This window comes from Rhodococcus sp. IEGM 1370 (assembly GCF_033142325.1).
Classification (GTDB): Bacteria; Actinomycetota; Actinomycetes; order Mycobacteriales; family Mycobacteriaceae; genus Rhodococcoides.
The window spans coordinates 50,341-69,147 of sequence record NZ_JAWLRY010000003.1 but is presented as its reverse complement, the minus strand read 5'-3'; the positions used below and the strand labels follow the sequence as shown (position 1 = coordinate 69,147).

General features: G+C 64.3%; 16 protein-coding genes and 1 tRNA gene. 8 read left to right on the top strand and 9 right to left on the bottom strand.

The window, feature by feature from the left end; all coding sequences use genetic code 11:
• Positions 1 to 265: 265 nt before the first annotated feature.
• The 4 genes from gltB to R4P47_RS06650 all read left to right on the top strand — a co-directional run bounded on the left by gltB (position 266) and on the right by R4P47_RS06650 (position 8,818).
• Entirely contained in the window at positions 266 to 4,849 is a 4,584-nt protein-coding gene (gene gltB / locus R4P47_RS06665) for a glutamate synthase large subunit (RefSeq protein ID WP_317784486.1), read from the top strand.
• On the top strand, positions 4,842 to 6,347 hold the full coding sequence (locus R4P47_RS06660) for a glutamate synthase subunit beta (protein WP_094640088.1): 1,506 nt from the start codon (positions 4,842 to 4,844) through the stop codon (positions 6,345 to 6,347). The genes gltB and R4P47_RS06660 overlap by 8 nt, the downstream gene beginning before the upstream one ends.
• 122 nt (positions 6,348 to 6,469) lie before the next feature.
• A complete protein-coding gene (gene pyk, locus R4P47_RS06655) occupies positions 6,470 to 7,888 on the top strand; it encodes a pyruvate kinase (protein ID WP_082073683.1) in 1,419 nt (472 codons plus the stop codon).
• Between the two features lie 105 nt (positions 7,889 to 7,993).
• Entirely contained in the window at positions 7,994 to 8,818 is an 825-nt protein-coding gene (locus R4P47_RS06650; RefSeq protein WP_300521631.1) for an acyl-CoA thioesterase, read from the top strand.
• Here R4P47_RS06650 and R4P47_RS06645 read toward each other — a convergent pair.
• A complete protein-coding gene (locus R4P47_RS06645) occupies positions 8,784 to 9,302 on the bottom strand; it encodes a DNA-deoxyinosine glycosylase (protein ID WP_317784319.1) in 519 nt (172 codons plus the stop codon). The two genes, R4P47_RS06650 and R4P47_RS06645, sit on opposite strands and share 35 nt — an antisense overlap.
• A 57-nt stretch (positions 9,303 to 9,359) precedes the next feature.
• On the opposite strand from R4P47_RS06645, the gene R4P47_RS06640 reads away from it, so the two are divergent.
• A complete protein-coding gene (locus R4P47_RS06640; protein ID WP_141215240.1) occupies positions 9,360 to 9,563 on the top strand; it encodes a hypothetical protein in 204 nt (67 codons plus the stop codon).
• On the opposite strand, the gene R4P47_RS06635 is transcribed toward R4P47_RS06640, so the two are convergent.
• The gene (locus R4P47_RS06635; protein ID WP_317784318.1) at positions 9,539 to 10,030 is read right to left on the bottom strand and encodes a DUF1772 domain-containing protein; all 492 of its coding nucleotides are present in this window, start codon (positions 10,028 to 10,030) and stop codon (positions 9,539 to 9,541) included. The two genes, R4P47_RS06640 and R4P47_RS06635, sit on opposite strands and share 25 nt — an antisense overlap.
• Before the next feature lie 18 nt (positions 10,031 to 10,048).
• Here R4P47_RS06635 and R4P47_RS06630 point away from each other — a divergent pair, with 18 nt between their 5' ends.
• Entirely contained in the window at positions 10,049 to 11,143 is a 1,095-nt protein-coding gene (locus tag R4P47_RS06630; protein WP_317784317.1) for an AraC family transcriptional regulator, read from the top strand.
• Here the strand turns inward: R4P47_RS06630 and R4P47_RS06625 are convergent.
• The 3 genes from R4P47_RS06625 to R4P47_RS06615 form a co-directional block, all read right to left on the bottom strand.
• Positions 11,128 to 11,859: an AAA family ATPase gene (locus R4P47_RS06625; RefSeq protein ID WP_269593954.1), complete on the bottom strand. Its 732-nt coding sequence runs from the start codon at positions 11,857 to 11,859 to the stop codon at positions 11,128 to 11,130. The genes R4P47_RS06630 and R4P47_RS06625 overlap by 16 nt on opposite strands.
• A gap of 3 nt (positions 11,860 to 11,862) precedes the next feature.
• Positions 11,863 to 12,039: a hypothetical protein gene (locus R4P47_RS06620; protein ID WP_188078653.1), complete on the bottom strand. Its 177-nt coding sequence runs from the start codon at positions 12,037 to 12,039 to the stop codon at positions 11,863 to 11,865.
• A 58-nt stretch (positions 12,040 to 12,097) separates the two neighbouring features.
• Positions 12,098 to 12,174 (bottom strand) — tRNA-Leu (locus R4P47_RS06615).
• 120 nt (positions 12,175 to 12,294) lie between these two features.
• Between R4P47_RS06615 and R4P47_RS06610 the strand changes: the two genes are divergently transcribed.
• Complete coding sequence (locus R4P47_RS06610; protein WP_317784316.1) at positions 12,295 to 12,927, top strand: ANTAR domain-containing response regulator; 633 nt, start codon at positions 12,295 to 12,297, stop codon at positions 12,925 to 12,927.
• 173 nt (positions 12,928 to 13,100) lie between these two features.
• Positions 13,101 to 14,435, top strand: coding sequence for an ABC transporter substrate-binding protein (locus R4P47_RS06605; RefSeq protein WP_068052226.1), 1,335 nt, complete (start codon positions 13,101 to 13,103; stop codon positions 14,433 to 14,435).
• Between the two features lie 143 nt (positions 14,436 to 14,578).
• Here the strand turns inward: R4P47_RS06605 and R4P47_RS06600 are convergent, their stop codons facing one another.
• From R4P47_RS06600 to R4P47_RS06585, 4 genes are read right to left on the bottom strand one after another with little or no spacing between them, the layout of a single operon-like run.
• Positions 14,579 to 15,379: an ABC transporter ATP-binding protein gene (locus R4P47_RS06600; protein ID WP_032394315.1), complete on the bottom strand. Its 801-nt coding sequence runs from the start codon at positions 15,377 to 15,379 to the stop codon at positions 14,579 to 14,581.
• Complete coding sequence (locus tag R4P47_RS06595) at positions 15,379 to 16,473, bottom strand: ABC transporter ATP-binding protein (protein ID WP_230594646.1); 1,095 nt, start codon at positions 16,471 to 16,473, stop codon at positions 15,379 to 15,381. Before R4P47_RS06595 ends, R4P47_RS06600 begins: the two co-directional genes overlap by 1 nt.
• On the bottom strand, positions 16,466 to 17,455 hold the full coding sequence (locus tag R4P47_RS06590; RefSeq protein ID WP_068052136.1) for a branched-chain amino acid ABC transporter permease: 990 nt from the start codon (positions 17,453 to 17,455) through the stop codon (positions 16,466 to 16,468). The genes R4P47_RS06595 and R4P47_RS06590 overlap by 8 nt, the downstream gene beginning before the upstream one ends.
• A 7-nt stretch (positions 17,456 to 17,462) precedes the next feature.
• Positions 17,463 to 18,803: a branched-chain amino acid ABC transporter permease gene (locus tag R4P47_RS06585; protein ID WP_269593956.1), complete on the bottom strand. Its 1,341-nt coding sequence runs from the start codon at positions 18,801 to 18,803 to the stop codon at positions 17,463 to 17,465.
• Positions 18,804 to 18,807 lie beyond the last annotated feature (4 nt).

Here is an 18,807-nt window from a genome sequence, read left to right as displayed (position 1 = left end):
GATCGCATTCGTCACAGCCGACATTCGTGATTGCATCGATGCGAATGCCAGCTGCTACGATTTCGCCATCCGGGAGAGATCCCGGATTCTTTCGCGGGCCAGAGCTGTCCCGGTGAATTCCCGATAGGCAGTTCAATTCGGCTCATCCGACCGTTTCGGTCGATCCGAGCCGACCAGCCGACGGGGTTGCCGAGACTTCCGATGCAGGGTCGTAGACACTGCACCGCTTGCACGCACCCCACCGGCCTACGTGGAGGTGATCGTGGTGCTGTTTTCTCGGATGCCTGCGGAGCAAGGTCTGTACGACCCGAGCTCGGAGAAGGATTCCTGTGGCGTGGCGATGATCGCCGACATCGCGGGTCGCCGCTCTCACGCGATCGTCGCCGACGGGGTTCTGGCACTGGAGAACCTGGAACATCGCGGAGCTGCCGGTGCCGAGCCCAACAGCGGTGACGGCGCGGGCATTCTGATTCAGCTCCCTGTCGAACTCCTCGACTCCCTCGCGCCGTTCGACCTGCCCGCGCCCGGAGCCGACGGTGACAACACGTTCGCGGCCGGAGTGTGTTTTCTGCCGCAGGGCATCCGCGAGCGGGCCATCGCCGTCGAGCGCGTCGAATCCGTTGCGGCCGAAGAAGGTCTGGACATCCTGGGCTGGGTTCCGGTCGAGGTCGATCCCGATCGAGCCGATGTGGGCCTCACCGCCCTCGGTTGCATGCCGTACATGAGCTACCTCTACGTCACCGCTCCCGAGGTCGACGGCACGCGTCCGGCCGGTCTGGCTCTCGACCGTCTCGTCTACGGATTGCGTAAGCGTTCCGAGCGAGTCACCCCCGAGATCGAGGCCGAGGGGTCGGGACTGTTCTTTCCGTCGTTGTCCTCGCGCACCATCGTCTACAAGGGCATGCTCACCACGATGCAGCTTCCGCTGTACTTTCCGGAACTGCGTAACCCGTTGTGCAAGAGCGCCATTGCCATCGTGCACAGTCGCTTCTCGACCAACACGTTCCCGTCGTGGCCGCTGGCGCACCCGCATCGCTACGTCGCGCACAACGGCGAGATCAACACCGTCAAGGGCAACCGAAACCGGATGCGGGCTCGCGAAGCGTTGCTGTCGAGCGACCTGATCCCCGGCGACCTGGAGCGCTTGTTCCCGATCTGCAACCCCGATGCCTCGGACTCTGTGTCGCTGGACGAGGTGCTCGAACTCCTGCACCTCGGCGGACGCAGCGTGCCGCACGTGGTGATGATGATGGTGCCCGAGCCGTGGGAGAACCACCGCACGATGGATCCGCGGGTAAGGGCGTTCTACCAGTTCCACTCGTCGATGATGGAGGCCTGGGACGGTCCGGCCTGCGTGACGTTCACCGACGGCAGTTATGTCGGAGCTGTGCTGGACCGCAACGGCCTTCGCCCCGGCCGCTGGTGGCAGACGGCGGACGGCCGTGTGATCCTCGCCAGTGAGGCAGGCGTGCTGGACGTGCCCCAATCCGAGGTCGTCGCCAAAGGTCGCCTCGAGCCAGGAGAGATGTTCCTGATCGACACCGTCGCCGGACGTCTCGTGCCGGACGAGGAGATCAAACTCCAACTGGCAACCGAACATCCGTACCAGGAGTGGCTGCACGCGGGCCTGCTCGAGATCAAGAGCCTGCCCGAGCGGGCTCACATCCAGTACAACCACGACTCGGTGGTGCGTCGGCAGGTCGCTTTCGGCTACACCGAGGAAGACCTACGCGTGGTGCTGACGCCGATGGCCGCATCCGGGGGCGAGCCGCTCGGGTCGATGGGTACCGATACCCCGGCCGCAGTGATGTCGCAGCGGTCGCGTCAGCTCTACGACTACTTCATCGAACTGTTCGCGCAGGTCACCAACCCGCCGCTGGATTCGATCCGCGAGGAGATCGTGACCTCGCTCGCGCGGGTGATGGGTCCGGAGCAGAACCTGCTCGAGCCGACTGCGGCGTCGTGCAGGCAGATCGTGTTGCCGTGGCCGGTGCTCGACAACGACGAGCTCAACAAGATCATTCACATCAACGACGATGGTGACCATCCGGGACTGTCGGCCACGGTGTTGCGTGGGCTGTACGAGGTCGAGCGCGGCGGCGAAGGTCTCGCCGAGGCCATCGAGGAGTTGCGTGCTCGGGCATCGGAGGCGATCGCTGCGGGGTACACCACGCTGATCATCTCCGATCGCGATTCGGACCACACTCGGGCCCCGATCCCGTCGCTGCTGGCCACCTCGGCGGTACACCATCACCTGGTTCGCACCAAGGAGCGCACCAAGATCGCGCTCGTCGTCGAATCCGGTGACGCGCGCGAGGTTCACCATCTGGCGCTGCTCATCGGCTTCGGTGCCGCAGCGGTCAACCCGTATCTGGCGATGGAGTCGATCGAGGATCTGGTCGGCGAGGGCGAACTCACCGGAGTCGAAACGACGATCGCGGTACGGAACTATCTGTACGGCCTCGGCAAGGGCGTACTGAAGGTGATGTCGAAGATGGGCATCTCCACCGTCGGGTCCTACACCGGCGCACAGGTTTTCGAGGCCGTCGGTCTCGACCGCGAGGTGGTGCGCGAGTACTTCAAGGGCACGGTCAGCAAGCTCGGCGGCGTCGGTCTCGATGTGCTTGCCGAGGAGGTCAAGCTGCGCCATCGTCGGGCGTATCCCGAGAATCCGACCGACCGCGTCCATCGTCGGTTGGAGATCGGCGGTGAGTATCAGTTCCGACGCGAGGGCGAGCTGCACCTCTTCACCCCCGAGACGGTGTTCCTGCTGCAGCATGCAACGCGTACCGGCCGATACGACGTGTTCCAGAAGTACACCGACGAGGTGGACCGGCTCGCTCGCGAGGGCGGTGCCCTGCGCGGTCTGTTCGAGTTCAAAGACGGTGTCCGGCCGCCGGTTCCGCTCGACGAGGTGGAATCGGTCGAGTCGATCGTCACGCGGTTCAACACCGGCGCGATGAGCTACGGATCCATCTCCGCCGAGGCGCACGAGACGATGGCCGTCGCGATGAACAATCTCGGCGGACGGTCCAACTCGGGGGAGGGCGGCGAGGACGTCGACCGGCTCTACGATCCGACGCGCCGCAGTGCCGTCAAGCAGGTCGCCAGTGGTCGGTTCGGTGTCACCAGCGACTACCTGGTCAATGCCACGGACATTCAGATCAAGATGGCGCAGGGTGCCAAGCCGGGTGAGGGCGGTCAGCTGCCCGGCTACAAGGTGTATCCGTGGGTGGCCAAGACCCGACATTCGACGCCCGGTGTCGGTCTCATCTCGCCGCCCCCGCACCACGACATCTACTCGATCGAGGATCTCGCGCAGCTGATCCACGATCTCAAGAACGCCAACGAGAAGGCGCGTGTACACGTCAAACTCGTCAGTTCCGTCGGCGTCGGCACGGTGGCGACGGGCGTGAGCAAGGCACACGCCGATGTCGTCCTGATCTCCGGATACGACGGCGGAACCGGTGCTGCGCCGTTGACCTCGCTCAAGCATGCAGGCGCTCCGTGGGAGATCGGCCTCGCCGACGCCCAGCAGACGCTGGTGCTCAACGGCTTGCGTGATCGCATCACCGTGCAGTGCGACGGCGGCATGCGCACCGGACGCGACGTCATCGTTGCGGCGCTGCTCGGCGCGGAGGAGTTCGGGTTCTCGACGGCCCCGCTGATCGTGGCGGGGTGCATCATGATGCGCGTCTGCCACCTCGACACCTGCCCGGTCGGTGTCGCGACGCAGAACCCGGAGCTGCGCAAGCGGTTCACCGGTAAGCCCGAGTTTCTCGAGGACTTCTTCAAGTTCATCGCCGAAGACGTGCGAAAGTACCTCGCGCAGCTCGGTTTCCGGAGTATCGACGAGGCGGTCGGTCACGCCGATGTGCTCGAGACGGCAGCCGGAGTGGCGCACTGGAAGAGCAAGGGACTCGATCTCGCGCCGATCTTCGCGATGCCCGTCGACCGCCACGGTGCCCCGATGACGCAGCGGCGACGCCTCCGCGCGCAGGACCACGGTCTCGATCTCGCGCTGGATCGGACGCTGATCCAGTTGGCCGAGGGAGCGCTCGAGGACGCCCATCCGGTGAAGCTGGAGTTGCCGGTACGCAACGTCAATCGCACCGTCGGAACGCTGCTGGGGTCCGAGGTCACCCGGCGCTACGGCGCGGTCGGGTTGCCGGACGACACCATTCGCATCGAGTTCACCGGATCGGCCGGCCAGTCTCTCGGGGCTTTCCTGCCGCCGGGTATCACCATCGATCTGGTCGGTGACGCGAACGACTATGTCGGTAAGGGATTGTCGGGCGGCCGAATAGTCGTGCGCCCTGCCGACGATGCCCCGTTCGTCGCAGAGGACAACGTGATCGCAGGAAACACGATTCTCTACGGTGCCACCTCGGGCGAGGTGTACCTGCGCGGCAAGGCAGGGGAGCGGTTCGCGGTCCGTAACTCGGGAGCCGTCGCGGTGAACGAGGGCGTGGGCGACCACGCGTTCGAGTACATGACCGGCGGTCGCGTCGTGGTGCTCGGGCCGACCGGTCGCAACATGGCTGCGGGTATGTCCGGTGGCATCGCGTTCGTTCTCGGTCTCGATCCGGCGGACGTGAACATGGCGATGGTCGAACTGCAGGTGCCCAACCCGGACGATCTGGTGTGGCTGCGCGAGACCGTCGAGAATCACCGCCGGTGGACCGGTTCCACCGTCGCGACCTCGCTGCTGGCCGACTGGCCTCGCCGGTCTGCGCTGTTCACCAAAGTCATGCCCGTCGACTACCAGCGAGTGCTGGAGGCGACACGAATGGCGCGTGCCGAAGGGCGCGACGTCGATGCTGCGATCATGGAGGCTGCACGTGGCTGATCCACAGGGATTTCTGAAAGTCGTCAAGCGTGAGGCTGCCAAGCGTCCGATCGGCGAGCGCGTCAAGGACTGGAACGAGGTGTACTCGCACCAGCCGACGAGCGAGCGTGCCGCCGAGGTCTCCGATCAGGCGCGTCGCTGCATGGACTGCGGTATTCCGTTCTGCCACTCGGGGACTGCGGGTTGCCCGCTGGGAAATCTGATCCCCGAATGGAACGACCTGGTGCGCCGCGGCCGCTGGGATGCGGCCAGCGACCGGCTGCACGCGACCAACAATTTTCCGGAGTTCACCGGGCGGGTCTGCCCGGCCCCGTGTGAATCGGCATGTGTGCTGTCGATCTCCGAGGCGGCCACCGGCGGAAGCGTGACGATCAAGCGGGTCGAGCAGACCATCGCGGACCTGGCCTGGGAAGACGGCAGCATCGTTCCGCAGCCGCCGACGATCACCACCGGCAAGCGGGTCGCCGTCGTCGGATCCGGCCCTGCGGGATTGGCTGCGGCGCAACAGCTCACGCGCGCCGGGCACGACGTCACCGTGTACGAGCGGGACGATCGTCTGGGTGGTCTGCTGCGCTACGGCATCCCCGAGTTCAAGCTCGAGAAGTCCGTGCTGGATCAGCGCCTCATGCAGATGCGGGCCGAGGGAACGCACTTCGTCACCGACTGCGAGGTCGGGATCGACTTCACCGTCGAGCAACTGCGTGAATCCTTCGACGCAGTCGTTCTCGCAGTCGGAGCTCTACGCGCTCGCGACAACGCCGAGGTCATCGGTCGCGAACTCGACGGCATCCACCTGGCCATGGAGCATCTGGTGCCGTCGAACAAGGAATGCGAGGGCGACGGTCCCACGTCGATCTCCGCTGCGGACAAGCACGTGGTCATCATCGGCGGCGGCGACACCGGAGCCGACTGCCTGGGAACGGCCCACCGCCAAGGTGCTGCGTCGGTGACGCAACTCGATTACAACCCCGCTCTGCCCGGGGCTCGCGACGACAGTCTCTCGCCGTGGCCGTCGTGGCCGCTGGTGCTGCGCACCTCACCCGCGCACGCCGAGGGTGGCGTCGTGCGTCATCAGGTCGCGGTGCAGCGATTCCTCGGTGACGAGCGCGGGCACGTTCGTGCGATGGTGCTCGCCGAGGTGGAGGTGCAGCGCGACGCGGACGGTCGACGCATCGTCACGCCCATCGGGGAGGAGATCGAATTGCCCTGTGATCTGGCGTTGTTCGCGATCGGTTTCGAAGGTGTCGAGCACGGTCCGCTGCTGGACGAGTACGGCCTGGCGCTGACCAAGCGGGGTGCGCTCTCGTGTGGTCCCGACTGGCAGACCACGGCACCGGGCGTGTTCGTGTGCGGGGATGCGCATCGCGGTGCGTCGTTGGTCGTGTGGGCGATCGCGGAGGGTCGATCCGCGGCTCACGGAGTCGATGCTTTCCTCACCGGACACTCGGAATTGCCGTCGCCCGTACACCCGACCGCGCTGCCTCTTGCGGTCGTGTGACCCCCGTCTCTGAACCGGTACAGACCGTCCCAGCAGCGGGGTAGCGCGGCTACCCGTCGGTAGTATTTGAGTGGATGCGTCTGCGATAGAGAACGCGGCGTCCAGCGGCTAGGCTCGCCTTCGTGAGCCGACGTACGAAGATTGTCTGCACCCTTGGACCCGCAACCGCAACCACAGAGCGCATCCGCGAACTCGTCGAGAGTGGAATGGATGTCGCACGACTGAACTTCAGCCATGGTGATCACCCCGATCATCAGGCCAACTACGAGAGGGTCCGCGCAGCATCGGACGCCACCGGCAAAGCCGTGGGTATCTTGGCCGACCTGCAGGGACCGAAGATTCGTCTCGGCCGATTCGCCGAGGGCTCGACCACCTGGGCGGCCGGTGAGCTGATCCGCATCACCGTCGAGGAGTGCGAGGGCACTCACGACCGGGTGTCGACCACGTACAAGGAGCTGGCCCAGGACGCCAAGGAAGGCGACCGCCTCCTCGTGGACGACGGCAAGGTGGGCCTCGTGGTCACCGGAGTCGAAGGCAACGACGTACTGTGCCGTGTCACCGAAGGTGGACCGGTCAGCAACAACAAGGGCGTGTCCCTGCCGGGCATGGATGTGTCCGTCCCCGCCATGAGCGAGAAGGACATCGCCGACCTCGAGTTCGCCCTTGCCCTCGGTGTCGACTTCATCGCGCTCTCGTTCGTCCGTTCTCCCGCGGACGTCGAACTCGTCCACGCCGTGATGGACCGCGTGGGCCGTCGAGTTCCCGTCATCGCCAAGCTCGAGAAGCCCGAGGCAGTCGACAATCTCGAAGCCATCGTGCTCGCATTCGACGCGATCATGGTCGCCCGCGGTGACCTCGGCGTCGAGTTGCCCCTCGAGCAGGTACCGCTGGTGCAGAAGCGTGCCATCCAGATCGCCCGCGCCAACGCCAAGCCCGTCATCGTCGCGACCCAGATGCTCGAATCGATGATCGAGAACTCCCGCCCGACGCGCGCCGAGGCGTCCGACGTCGCCAACGCAGTGCTCGACGGTACCGACGCGGTCATGCTCTCCGGTGAGACCTCGGTCGGTAAGTACGTGATGGAAACCGTGCGGACCATGGCTCGCATCGTCGAGACGGTCGAGACCGAGGGCGACAGTGTTCCCCCGCTGACGCACGTCCCGCGCACCAAGCGTGGCGTCATCTCCTACGCCGCCCGCGACATCGGCGAGCGCCTGGACGCGAAGGCACTCGTCGCGTTCACCCAGTCGGGTGACACCGTTCGACGGTTGGCTCGTCTGCACACCAAGCTTCCGTTGCTCGCCTTCACCTCCATCTCCGAGGTCCGCAGCCAGCTGTCGCTGAGCTGGGGAACCGAGACGTTCCTGGTCCCCGATGTGGGCTCGACGGACGCGATGGTCAAAGAGGTCGACAAGGCGCTGCTGGAACTCGGTCGGTACAACAAGGGCGATCAGGTCGTGATCGTGGCCGGTGCCCCTCCCGGCACAGTAGGCTCGACCAACTTGATCCATGTGCACCGAATCGGAGAAGAGGACCGGTAAGTGGTCGAAGCGGGGGGAACCGGCGTCAGCGAAAGCGCGCCGAGCAGTACAGCTGTACGCAGGACAGATCTAGAGACGCTCCTCGATCTCCTCGCACTCGAGGAGATCGAGGAGGACGTGTTCGTCGGGGTTCACCCCGAGCAGGTGGGCAGTCGAACGTTCGGGGGGCAGCTCGTTGCTCAGGGCCTGATCGCGGCGGGCCGGACCGTATCCGGTACGTCGCGGGACGTGCACGCGATCAATGCGCACTTCATTCGCGGGGGTGACGTCAAGAAGCCCATCGAGTACCGGGTCTCGCGTCAGCGCGACGGCCGAGCCTTCGCCAACCGGCAGGTCACCGCCGTACAGGACGGCAACGAGCTGTTCGTCATGCTCGCGGCCTTCCAGGATTTCGGTAAGGGCCTAGAGCACAGCGTCGAGGTTCCCGAGGTTCCGTATCCCGACGCACTGCCTCCGCTCGGCGATCATTTCGTGGGGTACGAGGACCGTCTGCAGATGTTCGTCGACGCCCTCAAGCCGATCGACATGCGCTACGCGAACGATCCCGCGTGGATCATGCACGGCACCGGGGAGAAGCTCAATCACAATCGCGTGTGGATGAAGGCCGACGGGGATCTGCCCGACGCCTCGATCTTCCACGCCGCGACCATGGGCTACGCGTCGGACACCACCGTGCTCGATTCGATCATCACCACCCACGGCCTGTCGTGGGGACTCGACCGCATCGTCGCGGCGACGGTGAATCACTCCATCTGGTTTCACCGGCCGTTCCGGTTCGACGAATGGGCTCTCTACGCCACCGAGTCGCCGGTCGCGGCCGGCTCGCGCGGACTGGCCACCGGCCGCTTCTTCTCGATGGACGGGCAGCTGCTCGCCACCGTCGTTCAGGAAGGTCTCATCCGGCACTTCCCGAAACGGGTCCGCGACTGAGTGCGTCGGCCCATATTCGCGTCTTCGCCTGCAGATCGAGTGCTGCGTGCGCCGGACTGGTCGACGGTAGTCGCGTGAATTCCACCTGGGGCGTTGCCGATTTCACGTACCGCCGGTAAGTCTCGGCGGCCTTGGCTCCGTTGAAGAACACCCTGTCGATGCCGGGATTCTCGGCGAACAATTGCTCGAAATCGTTTGTCTCGATGGACGATTCGACGATCGCCGAGTCCAGGCTTCCTTCGCGCGTGCACAGCTTCAGCACGTCCCATATCGCGACGCCCTGGCTGCGCAGACGCTCGGTGCGCGCATCGTAGGGAAGTTCGGGGCCTGCACCGAACAGCGTTCCCATGATCGGCCAGAACGCATTTCGTGGGTGCGCGTAGTACTGCTGCGCGGCCAGCGACGCGACGCCGGGCATCGATCCCAGAATCAAGGTGTTCGCGCCGCGGCCGAGAATCGGTGCGAAGCTGTGCACGACGTTCATTGCGTGATTACAGCAAATCCCCGCGGGGGCACCGGACGGGGGACCACAATGGAGGTCATGCTGGATCCACGTGTACTCGACAACAACGAACTCGAAGCCGAACTTGCTGCATTGCGTCGGGGTCGTGACGCCTCGATGGACGAGGGCGCGCGCGATGTGTCCACGGCAGACACCGACCACCTCATCGCGCGGTTCGAGGAAGAAATCCGTAAGCGACACCAGGACTCGGTGTCCGATCAGCCCAGCGCCGATCTACCCTGACCGAGGATCAGAACGGCGCAGGCCGCAGTCGCGGCCACTGTTCTGACGGTGTTCCATCGCGTCCACTTCTCGGTGAAGTTCTGCCACACCTGGGTGCCGGCAGCACTGCCGGGATCCACCCCGGCCAACGCGTCGTTGAGGGGGACGTTCGCAACGGCCGTGATCGCGAGGCATCCGAGAACGTAGAGAACGGCTCCGCTCACGACCAGCACCGGTGAACCCCGACCGGTCGATACGGCGAGAATCGCTGCGAGAGTGCACGATACGGCGGTCCCGACGAACAGTGTCAGGAACAGTGGGTTCAGAATTGCAGCATTGAACCTCTGCATGGCGGCAATCGCGTCGGGTGCCGGCAGTGCTGCCAGGCCGGGGAGCACGCTGATGGAGAAGGCGAGCAGCACTCCGGCAACGAGCCCACATCCGACGGCGGCAACGGCGGTCGCGACTGCGAGCATTCGATCCAACACGGTGGTTCCCTCCAGTAGGTGAGCGTTCAGTTGTCCACCCTCGTCCCGAGGGGCGGGATGAGCAATGCGCACACAGCCGCATTCGATGTCCGATCGTCCATTTCGTGGGACGATCGGTGCATGCGCGGCGCAGATCCCTGGAAGTCGTCCGACCCTCTGGGCGAAGCGCTGCACTTTCTACGGATGACCGGATCGTTCTACGTGCGCTCCGAGATGAGCGGATCCTGGGGTCTCGCACTGCCCGCCATGGAGGATGCGCTGTGGTTTCACACGGTCGTCGACGGCAGTTGCGCATTGTCGGTTCCCGGCGAGCCGACGCGTGAGTTGGTCCCCGGCGATTTCGCGTTGGTACCGCACGGGCGAGGGCACGTGCTCACTGCAGCCGGCGACGCTTCGGTTCGGGCGACGAGCGTTCACGATCTCCCGCACGAGTACATCAGCGATCGCTACGCGGTGCTCACTCACGACGCGGGCGGTGCCGGCCGTGCTGCGACTCTCGTGTGCGGGGCGGTGCGGCTGGATCATCCTGCCGCGCAGAAGCTCGTTCGCCTGTTGCCCGCGCTGGTGGTGGTCGACGCTGATCCGGGCCCGAGGCAATCGAGGATGCAGAACGTGCTGGCCATGGTCGCGGACGAGGCGCGTGTGCTCGAGCCCGGGGGAGAAGCGGTGATCACCCGGCTGTCCGACATTCTGGTGATCCATGCGCTGCGGTCGTGGATCGCGAATACGCCAGGTGCGCAGTCGGGTTGGCTCGGTGCATTGCAGGACGATCGGATCGGAACGGCGTTGGCGCTGATCCATCGACACCCGCACGAGCGGTGGACCGTTGCGGGTCTGGCATCGAGGGTGAACATGTCTCGCTCGGCGTTCTCGGCACGTTTCACCGAGCTGGTCGGTGATTCCGTGATGAGCTATCTCGCGACGTGGCGGATGCAGGTCGCGTACGGCACGTTGCGATCCGAGGACGTGGTGATGGCCGAAGTGGCCCGGCGCAGTGGGTATCTGTCGGAGGCTGCGTTCGGGAAGGCGTTCAAGCGCGCCACGGGCGTCTCGCCGGGAAGTGTGCGTCGCCGTCGTGAGGTGTCGATGGCCGACGGTCAGTCGAGCAGGTGACGGAGATAGCTGTTCGGGTCGTCGAGGTAGCGGCGCCAGTGCTGTACCAATTCGAGTTCGTCCCAAGTGCTTCGGCGTAGACCGTGTTCGCCTACTTCGACGATGTCCGCACCGGGCGTCGACGCCAGAATCGGTGAGTGGGTGGCGCAGACGATCTGCGCGCCGTCATTGCCCAGCTCGGACATCAGTGCAACGAGCTGCAGGCTCGCGGTGAACGACAGGGCCGATTCGGGCTCGTCCAGAACGTAGAAACCGGGTTCGGCCAACATTGCACCGAACATGGTCAGGAAGCCTTCACCGTGGCTCATCTCGGCGGTGTTCTCGTCCCAGAAACCCGGCACGCCGCCGAGGTTCTCGGCCATGTCGAACGCGGTCTCGGCGCGCAGGAAGAAGCCGCGCTTGTTCAGTCGTGGGCCACGAAGCATTCGAGAACCTCGTGGAGTGGTCTCGAGTTCGAGTACCTCTCCGAGCGCGCTGGTCACCTCGTCGAGTCGACGCGACTGCTGCGCCGCCCGACCGCCGCGGGCATCGATTCCGAATCCCTCGGCAATTGCTTCGACGAGAGTCGATTTACCGGAACCGTTGTCTCCGACCAGAATTGTGACCGGTGCCAGGAACTCGAGTCCGTCGCGAGCGAGGTCGGCGACAGCAGGCACGGTGAAGGGCCAGTCCGATCCGACATCGTCGGCATGGACGTACGCGCGTTCTACGAACATGTTTCAGGCAGTGACCAGGCGGTCCACGTAACCGGTCTCGTGGGTGGAATCGGCGCTGCAGGTGTAGAAGACCCACTGGGCGGACTGGTCCGCCGAATCCCCGAAACGATGGTCGACCTTCGCTGCGCACAAATTGCCCGCACTGGTGTCGTGGCAACGAAGACTGCTGGGTATGTACATCACTCCACTGTAGGCGCGATCACGAGCGGCCTTTACCGATACCGATTCGTGGCTGCTGTGGTGCCCTCGGTGAGACTCGAACTCACACTGGACGGGTTTTGAATCCGTTTCCTCTGCCAATTGGGATACGAGGGCTGGCGTCTTTCAAGCAACGATTGACGAGTTTAGAAGATGCGCTTTCGGCCTCGCGCACCGGTACCCTTCAGATGCTCGACGGCCCTGATGGGCGATGACTGTCAAAGGAGACCGATACAGATGAATGCTCCTGGTGCGCACGGTACTGGCAAGCCCCCGCTTCGTGTGGTGGTGGCAGAGGACGAATCCCTGATCCGATTGGACCTCGTGGAGATGCTCCGCGAGGAGGGGTACGACGTGGTCGGTGAAGCGGCCGACGGTCAGCAGGCGGTGGAGTTGGCCGTCGAACTGCGTCCCGATCTGGTCATCATGGATGTGAAGATGCCGCGTCGGGACGGAATCGATGCGGCGTCGGAGATAGCCGAGAAGCGCATTGCGCCCGTCGTCATTCTCACCGCGTTCAGTCAACGCGAGCTCGTGGAGAAGGCGCGCGATGCCGGGGCCATGGCGTATCTGGTCAAGCCGTTCACCAAAGCCGATCTGATGCCTGCGGTGGAGTTGGCCGCCAGCCGTTTCGGTGAGATCTCCGCCCTCGAATCCGAGATCGTGGATCTGCAGGATCGGCTCGAGACGCGCAAGCTCATCGAGAAGGCCAAGGGCATCCTGATGGAATCGCAATCGCTCACAGAACCGCAGGCGTTCAAGTGGATTCAGCGCGCTGCGATGGATCGCAGGACGACGATGAAGGCCGTCGCGGAGGTCGTGATCGACACGCTCGGTACCCCTGCGAACAAGCCCGCGGGAGAAAGCTGATCGGCCGGCGAAAGCTACGGCCACGTAAAACTTCGACTCTCTAGGTCACAGTCAGGTCACGAGCGTCGTTCTAGGCCTTGCGAATCGGCTCCGAGCATTAGCGTCTGACCCACACGTGAGCCACATGTAACTCAGGTGCGCTTCATCGACGAGCAATTTCAAGGAGAACCTAGATGGCAATTCGGACCTATGTCCGCACGGCTGCGGTGCTGAGCGTTACCTCGCTCGCACTGTTCGGCTGTTCGTCGAGCGACGACTCGGGCTCGACCGACTCCACCAGTGCCAGCGGCGGCACTGCAGCCGCGGAAACGACCGTCTCCACCGACTGCACGCCCGAGCAGGCCACTGCCGGGGCAACCCCCGACACGGCCCCGCTGGTGGTGGGAACCCTCCTCCCCGAGACCGGAACCCTGGCCTTCCTCGGCCCGCCCGAAGTTGCCGGTGTGCAGCTGGCCGTCAACGACGTCAACGAAGCCGGTGGCGTCCTCGAGCAGCCCGTCACGCTCATCCCCGGTGACTCGGGCGACACGACGACCGATACCGCCAACACCACGGTGGACCGCTTGCTCGCCGGCGGTTCCGACGTCATCGTCGGTGCAGCGTCGTCCTCGGTCTCGCTCAAGGTCATCGACAAGATCGCCAGCGCAGGCGTCGTGCAGTTCTCGCCGGCCAACACGTCCGATCAGTTCGTCTGCTACCCGGACAAGGGTCAGTACTTCCGTACCGCACCCACCGACGTGCTGCAGGCGCAGGCCCTGTCCCAGCTGATCGCCCAGGACGGTGCGCAGCGCGTCGCCATCCTCGCGCTCAACGACCCGTACGGCACGGGCCTGGCTGCGAACACCGCGGACAACCTCGAAGAGGCAGGCATCGCGGCGGACCAGATCCAGACCACGATCTACGACCCGAACGCACAGTCGTTCAACGCCGAGGTCGACGGTGTGAAGAACTTCAACCCGGACGCCGTGGCCATCATCGGCTTCGAGGAGTCCGCGAAGATCATCACCCGTATGCACGAGATCGGCATCGGACCGTCCGACGGCACGCTGGTCTACGGCGTCGACGGCAACATGGGCAACGCTCTCGGTGAGTCGGTCGCAGCGGGTCTGCTGGACACGATGCGCGGCACCACTCCGTTGACCGATGTCGGCACCGGATTCCAGGATCGTCTCAAGGTCGTCGATCCGGCTCTGGTCGACTTCAACTACGCGGGTGAGTCCTACGACGCAGTGATCATCTCGGCGCTCGCTGCCGAGCAGGCCAAGTCGACGGCAGGTACCGACATCGCTGCCAACATCAACAGCGTCACCAAGGACGGCACCAAGTGCACCAGCTACGCCGAGTGCCTTCCGCTCGTCAAGGCCGGAACCGACATCGACTACGACGGAATCACCGGCGCGCTGAACTTCAGTGACGCAGGAGAGCCCGCCACCGGTTCCTACGGCAACCTGGTCTTCGGACCGGACAACACCCTGACGACGGAAGATTACATCGTCGTCGGTGAGTGATCTGTAACTGTCACACAGCCTCTGGGCCCGAGTCCTCGATCAGGACTCGGGCCCAGAGGTTTTCGTAGGTGTCGCACGTTCGACGGCAACGACGAAGGCCCCGGTTCGACATCGAACCGGGGCCTTCATCGTTTGCCGAGCAGCTACTTCTTCTCTTTGCTTCCCGCCAGTGTGCCGAGGTACAGCTCGATCACCTTCGGGTCGTTCATCAATGCCGGACCGGTGTCGGTGTAGGCGTTGCGGCCCTGATCGAGTACATAGCCACGGTCGCAGATCTGGAGGCAGCGACGGGCGTTCTGCTCGACCATGATGATCGAGACGCCCGCTGCATTGATCTTCTTGCAGCGGATGAACACCTCGTCCTGGAACATCGGTGACAATCCGGCCGACGGTTCGTCGAGCAGCAGTACCGACGGCTCCATCATCAGAGCGCGTCCCATGGCGACCATCTGTCGCTCACCGCCGGACAGCGCACCTGCCTTGACCTTCTTGCGTTCGCCGAGCAGCGGGAACAGCTCGCTGACGAACTCGAAACGCTCACCGAACTTCTTGGGACGCAAATAGATTCCCATTTCGAGGTTCTCTTCGATGGTGAGCGACGGGAACACGTTCTGCGTCTGCGGAACGTAGCCGACTCCCTTGGTGACCAACACATGCGCTTCCGCGGAGGTGATGTTGTCGCCGCGCAGTTTGACGCTGCCCTCACGGACGGCGACCAGCCCGAACAGGGTCTTGAGGAGGGTCGACTTTCCGGCACCGTTGGGTCCGATGATGCCGACGATCTCGCCGTCGTTGAGGAAGAAGTTGCACTCGCTGAGGATGTTGACACCGGGGATGTATCCGGCCACCAGTCCGTCGGCGCGCAGCAGTGCACCTTCGGCGAGTCGAGCATGTTCCTCGGGTGTCGCGGCGAATTCCGCCGGCGTCAATGTCTGTTCGCTCATCAGTTGTCCTCCTTGGCCCGGTGTGAGCCGCCCTCGGCCACGTCGGGCGTCACTGGGCTGACGAACTCCGGTTCCGAAAGATCGCCTCCCGCTTCGAGTTCTTCCTTCTCGGCCTGCTTCAGTGCCTCCGCCAGTTCGGCGGTTGCCCCGACCGGATTGCCGTCGGCATCGAATTCGAGAGCCTGATCGTGATGGCTACCGAGATACGCGTCGACGACGGCTCCGTTGTTGGAGAGCTCCTCGGGGGTGGACTCGGCAATGATGCTGCCTTGAGCCATCACCACCACCCAGTCACTGATGTCGCGGATGACGTCCATGTCGTGCTCGACGAACACCACCGTCATACCGTCGTCGCGAAGCGACTTGATGTGCCCCAGAAGTGACTGCGTCAGAGCTGGATTGACCCCGGCCATGGGCTCGTCGAGCATGACCACCGACGGATCGGTCATCAACGCACGCGCCATCTCCAGCAGCTTGCGCTGGCCGCCGGACAACGAGCCGGCGAGGTCGTCGGCCTTGGCGTCGAGCTTGAAGCGGCCCAGTAGCTCGTAGGCGCGTTCGGTGATCTGACGTTCTTGGGCTTTCCATGTCCACGGCATGAAGGTGTTGATCATGCGCTCACCGCGCTGACCGGTTGCACCCAGCCGAACGTTGTCCAGCACAGTCAGTTTCGACAGTGCCTTGGTCAACTGGAACGTGCGCACCACACCTTTGCGGGCCACCTGATGCGGATGCATCCGGCCCAGTTCCTGGCCGTCCATCGACCAGGTCCCGGTGTCGGGTCGATCGAATCCCGTGAGCAGGTTGAACAGGGTGGTCTTGCCTGCGCCGTTGGGCCCGATCAGGCCGGTGATGCAGCCACGCTGAATCTCCAGGTGCGCCACGTCGACGGCCTTGAGGCCACCGAAGGTGCGCGAGACGCCGTCGACCACCATGGTGGCGTCCGGTTTCGGTGCGCCGGGTTCGTTGGGCACACCGGCGAACAGGGCCGCGCGTTGATCGCTCGACAACGCCTGCGCAGCGCGTGATTCGAGTGTGCTTGCTTTCTTGCTCGGTGCGGCCGTTGCAGCAGCATCCTTGCTCGGGTCAGGCATTGAGTTGAACCTCTCGCTTGTTGCCGAGAATGCCCTGAGGTCTGAACACCATCAAGACGGCGATCAGGATTCCCAGGAGCACGAATCGCGTGGCACCGACCTGGGCACCGGTGAGGTTGAGCACCGGGTCGTCGCCGGAGATCAATTGCCGCAGAATCGCATCGGGAATGGACAGCAGGAACCAGAAGAGCATCGCGCCCAGTACCGGGCCGAACACTGTTGCCGCCCCACCGAGAATCAGTGCGCCGAAGGCGAAGAACGTCTGGGCTGTCGAGTAGAAGTCCGGGTTGATGGATTGGGTCTGCAGTGCGTTGAACACACCGCCCATACCGCCGATGACGCCACCGAGAACCAGTGCCTGCATCTTGTAGACGAAGACGTTCTTACCCAGCGAACGGGCTGCGTCCTCGTCCTCACGGACAGCCTTGAGGACGCGTCCCCACGGGCTGTGCGTCAGCAGGTAGACCACGCCGCACAGCAGCAGGACCAGCGTCCAGCCGACGAGCATGGCCCACAGATCGTTGCCGAGGAACCGCACGCCGATGAATTCGTAGGACTTACCACCCTCGAACGGGCTCATGCTGGTGAACGGGCCGGCGAAGCCGGTGATGCCGTTGGTGGATTTGGTCACCGAATCCGTTGCGGTGGAACGAAACACCAATCGGAGAATCTCCGAGGCGGCGATGGTGACGATCGCGAGATAGTCGGCTCGCAGTCGCAGGGTCGGAATGCCGAGAACCAGGGCCAGTAATCCGGCTGCAGCGAGGCCGACCAGAATGCCCAGCCACAGCGGCTGTTCGTAGGTGATCGTAGTGATGCCGACGCCGTAGCCGCCGAGCAGTGCGAAGCCGATCTGACCGAAGTTGAGCAGTCCGGCGTAACCGAAGTGCAGGTTCAGGCCGATGGCGAGTAGAGCGTAGAAGATGGCCGACGGGCCGACCAGCTGAGCGAGTGAGATCTGAAGTGCGCCGATGATATCCATGTGAAGGTCACCCGATCCTTTGTCGCGAGCCGAGGATGCCCTGTGGACGGACGACGAGGATGAGAATCAAGACGAGCAACCCTCCGATGTATTTGAGATCGGGATTGATGACCAGCGTCGACCACTGCACGAGCAGACCGACGATGACGCAACCGAGGAAGGCGCCGTAGGCCGTTCCCAGTCCACCGAGTGTGATGCCGGCGAACATGAGCAACAGGAGTTTGAAGCCCATCTCCCACTGGACGCGACCGCCGAGTTCGGAGAGCCCGAACAACACGCCGCCGAGGGCAGCCAGGCCGCCGCCGAGGCACCAGACGAACGTGACCACGCGCTCGACGTTGATGCCGGAGGACGCAGCGAGGTCCCGGTTGTCGGCAACCGCACGCATGGCCTTGCCGATCTTGGTGCGCTGCAACATCAGTGCGACGCCGACCAGGACGACGATGCTGATGACGATGCAGGCGAGGTTGACGTTGGTGATCGAGAGCGGACCCCAGTTGTTCTCGGTCTGAGCCTGGTAGTCGTCGAAGGGTTCGGAGCGGTCCGAGAAGAAGATCAGGATGAGATAGCGCAGTGCGATTGCGAGGCCGATCGTCACCACGAGCTGCGCGATGAGGCCGGTCCGTCGCTTGCGCAACGGCCGCCATATCAGGGCGTTGTTGAGCCAGCCGATCGCGACTCCTACGACGATTGCCAGCAGCGTGGCCGGGATGAGTTGTATCCCGACACTGACGTTGAAGAACCACGCCGCGACGGCACCGAGCGTGACCATTTCTCCGTGCGCGAAGTTCGTCAGACCGGTGGTGCCGAAGATCAGACTCAGTCCGACCGCGGCGAGCGCGATGACGAGGCCGAAACGAAAGCCGTCGACCGTGGTGCGGACGAACTTCTCGTAGAACGGAATGCTGGTGGCGGTTCTGGCCTCACCGAACGAGAAGATGACGGTGTTGGAACGCCCGGCCTGCACATCGCGCTGGACCTCGCCCTGGACGCTGACGCCGTCGGGGAGCGTTTCCTGAACCACCTGGAATGTGTATGTGCCGGGCGACAATTCGAGGGTCCACCGACCGCCGGTTTCACTGGTGGTGCGGGCGACTTCGGCGCCGGACGCGTCCAGCGCCGCGACGTCGACTCCGATGAGTCGTTCGCCACCGTTGTTGAGAGATCCGGCGACGCTGACGGCGTCCGCCGGCGGTGCCTGTTCGGCGCTGGTCCCCGGTGCTGCCGGGGGAGTGGGGGTAGGTTCCTGGGCCAATGCCGGCGCACTGAACAGCAGCGCGGCAATGGAACTCAGAACGGCGAGTAGGAGTGTTCGCTGGAAGAGCCGAACGGCAGATCTTGCGCGCAACCTC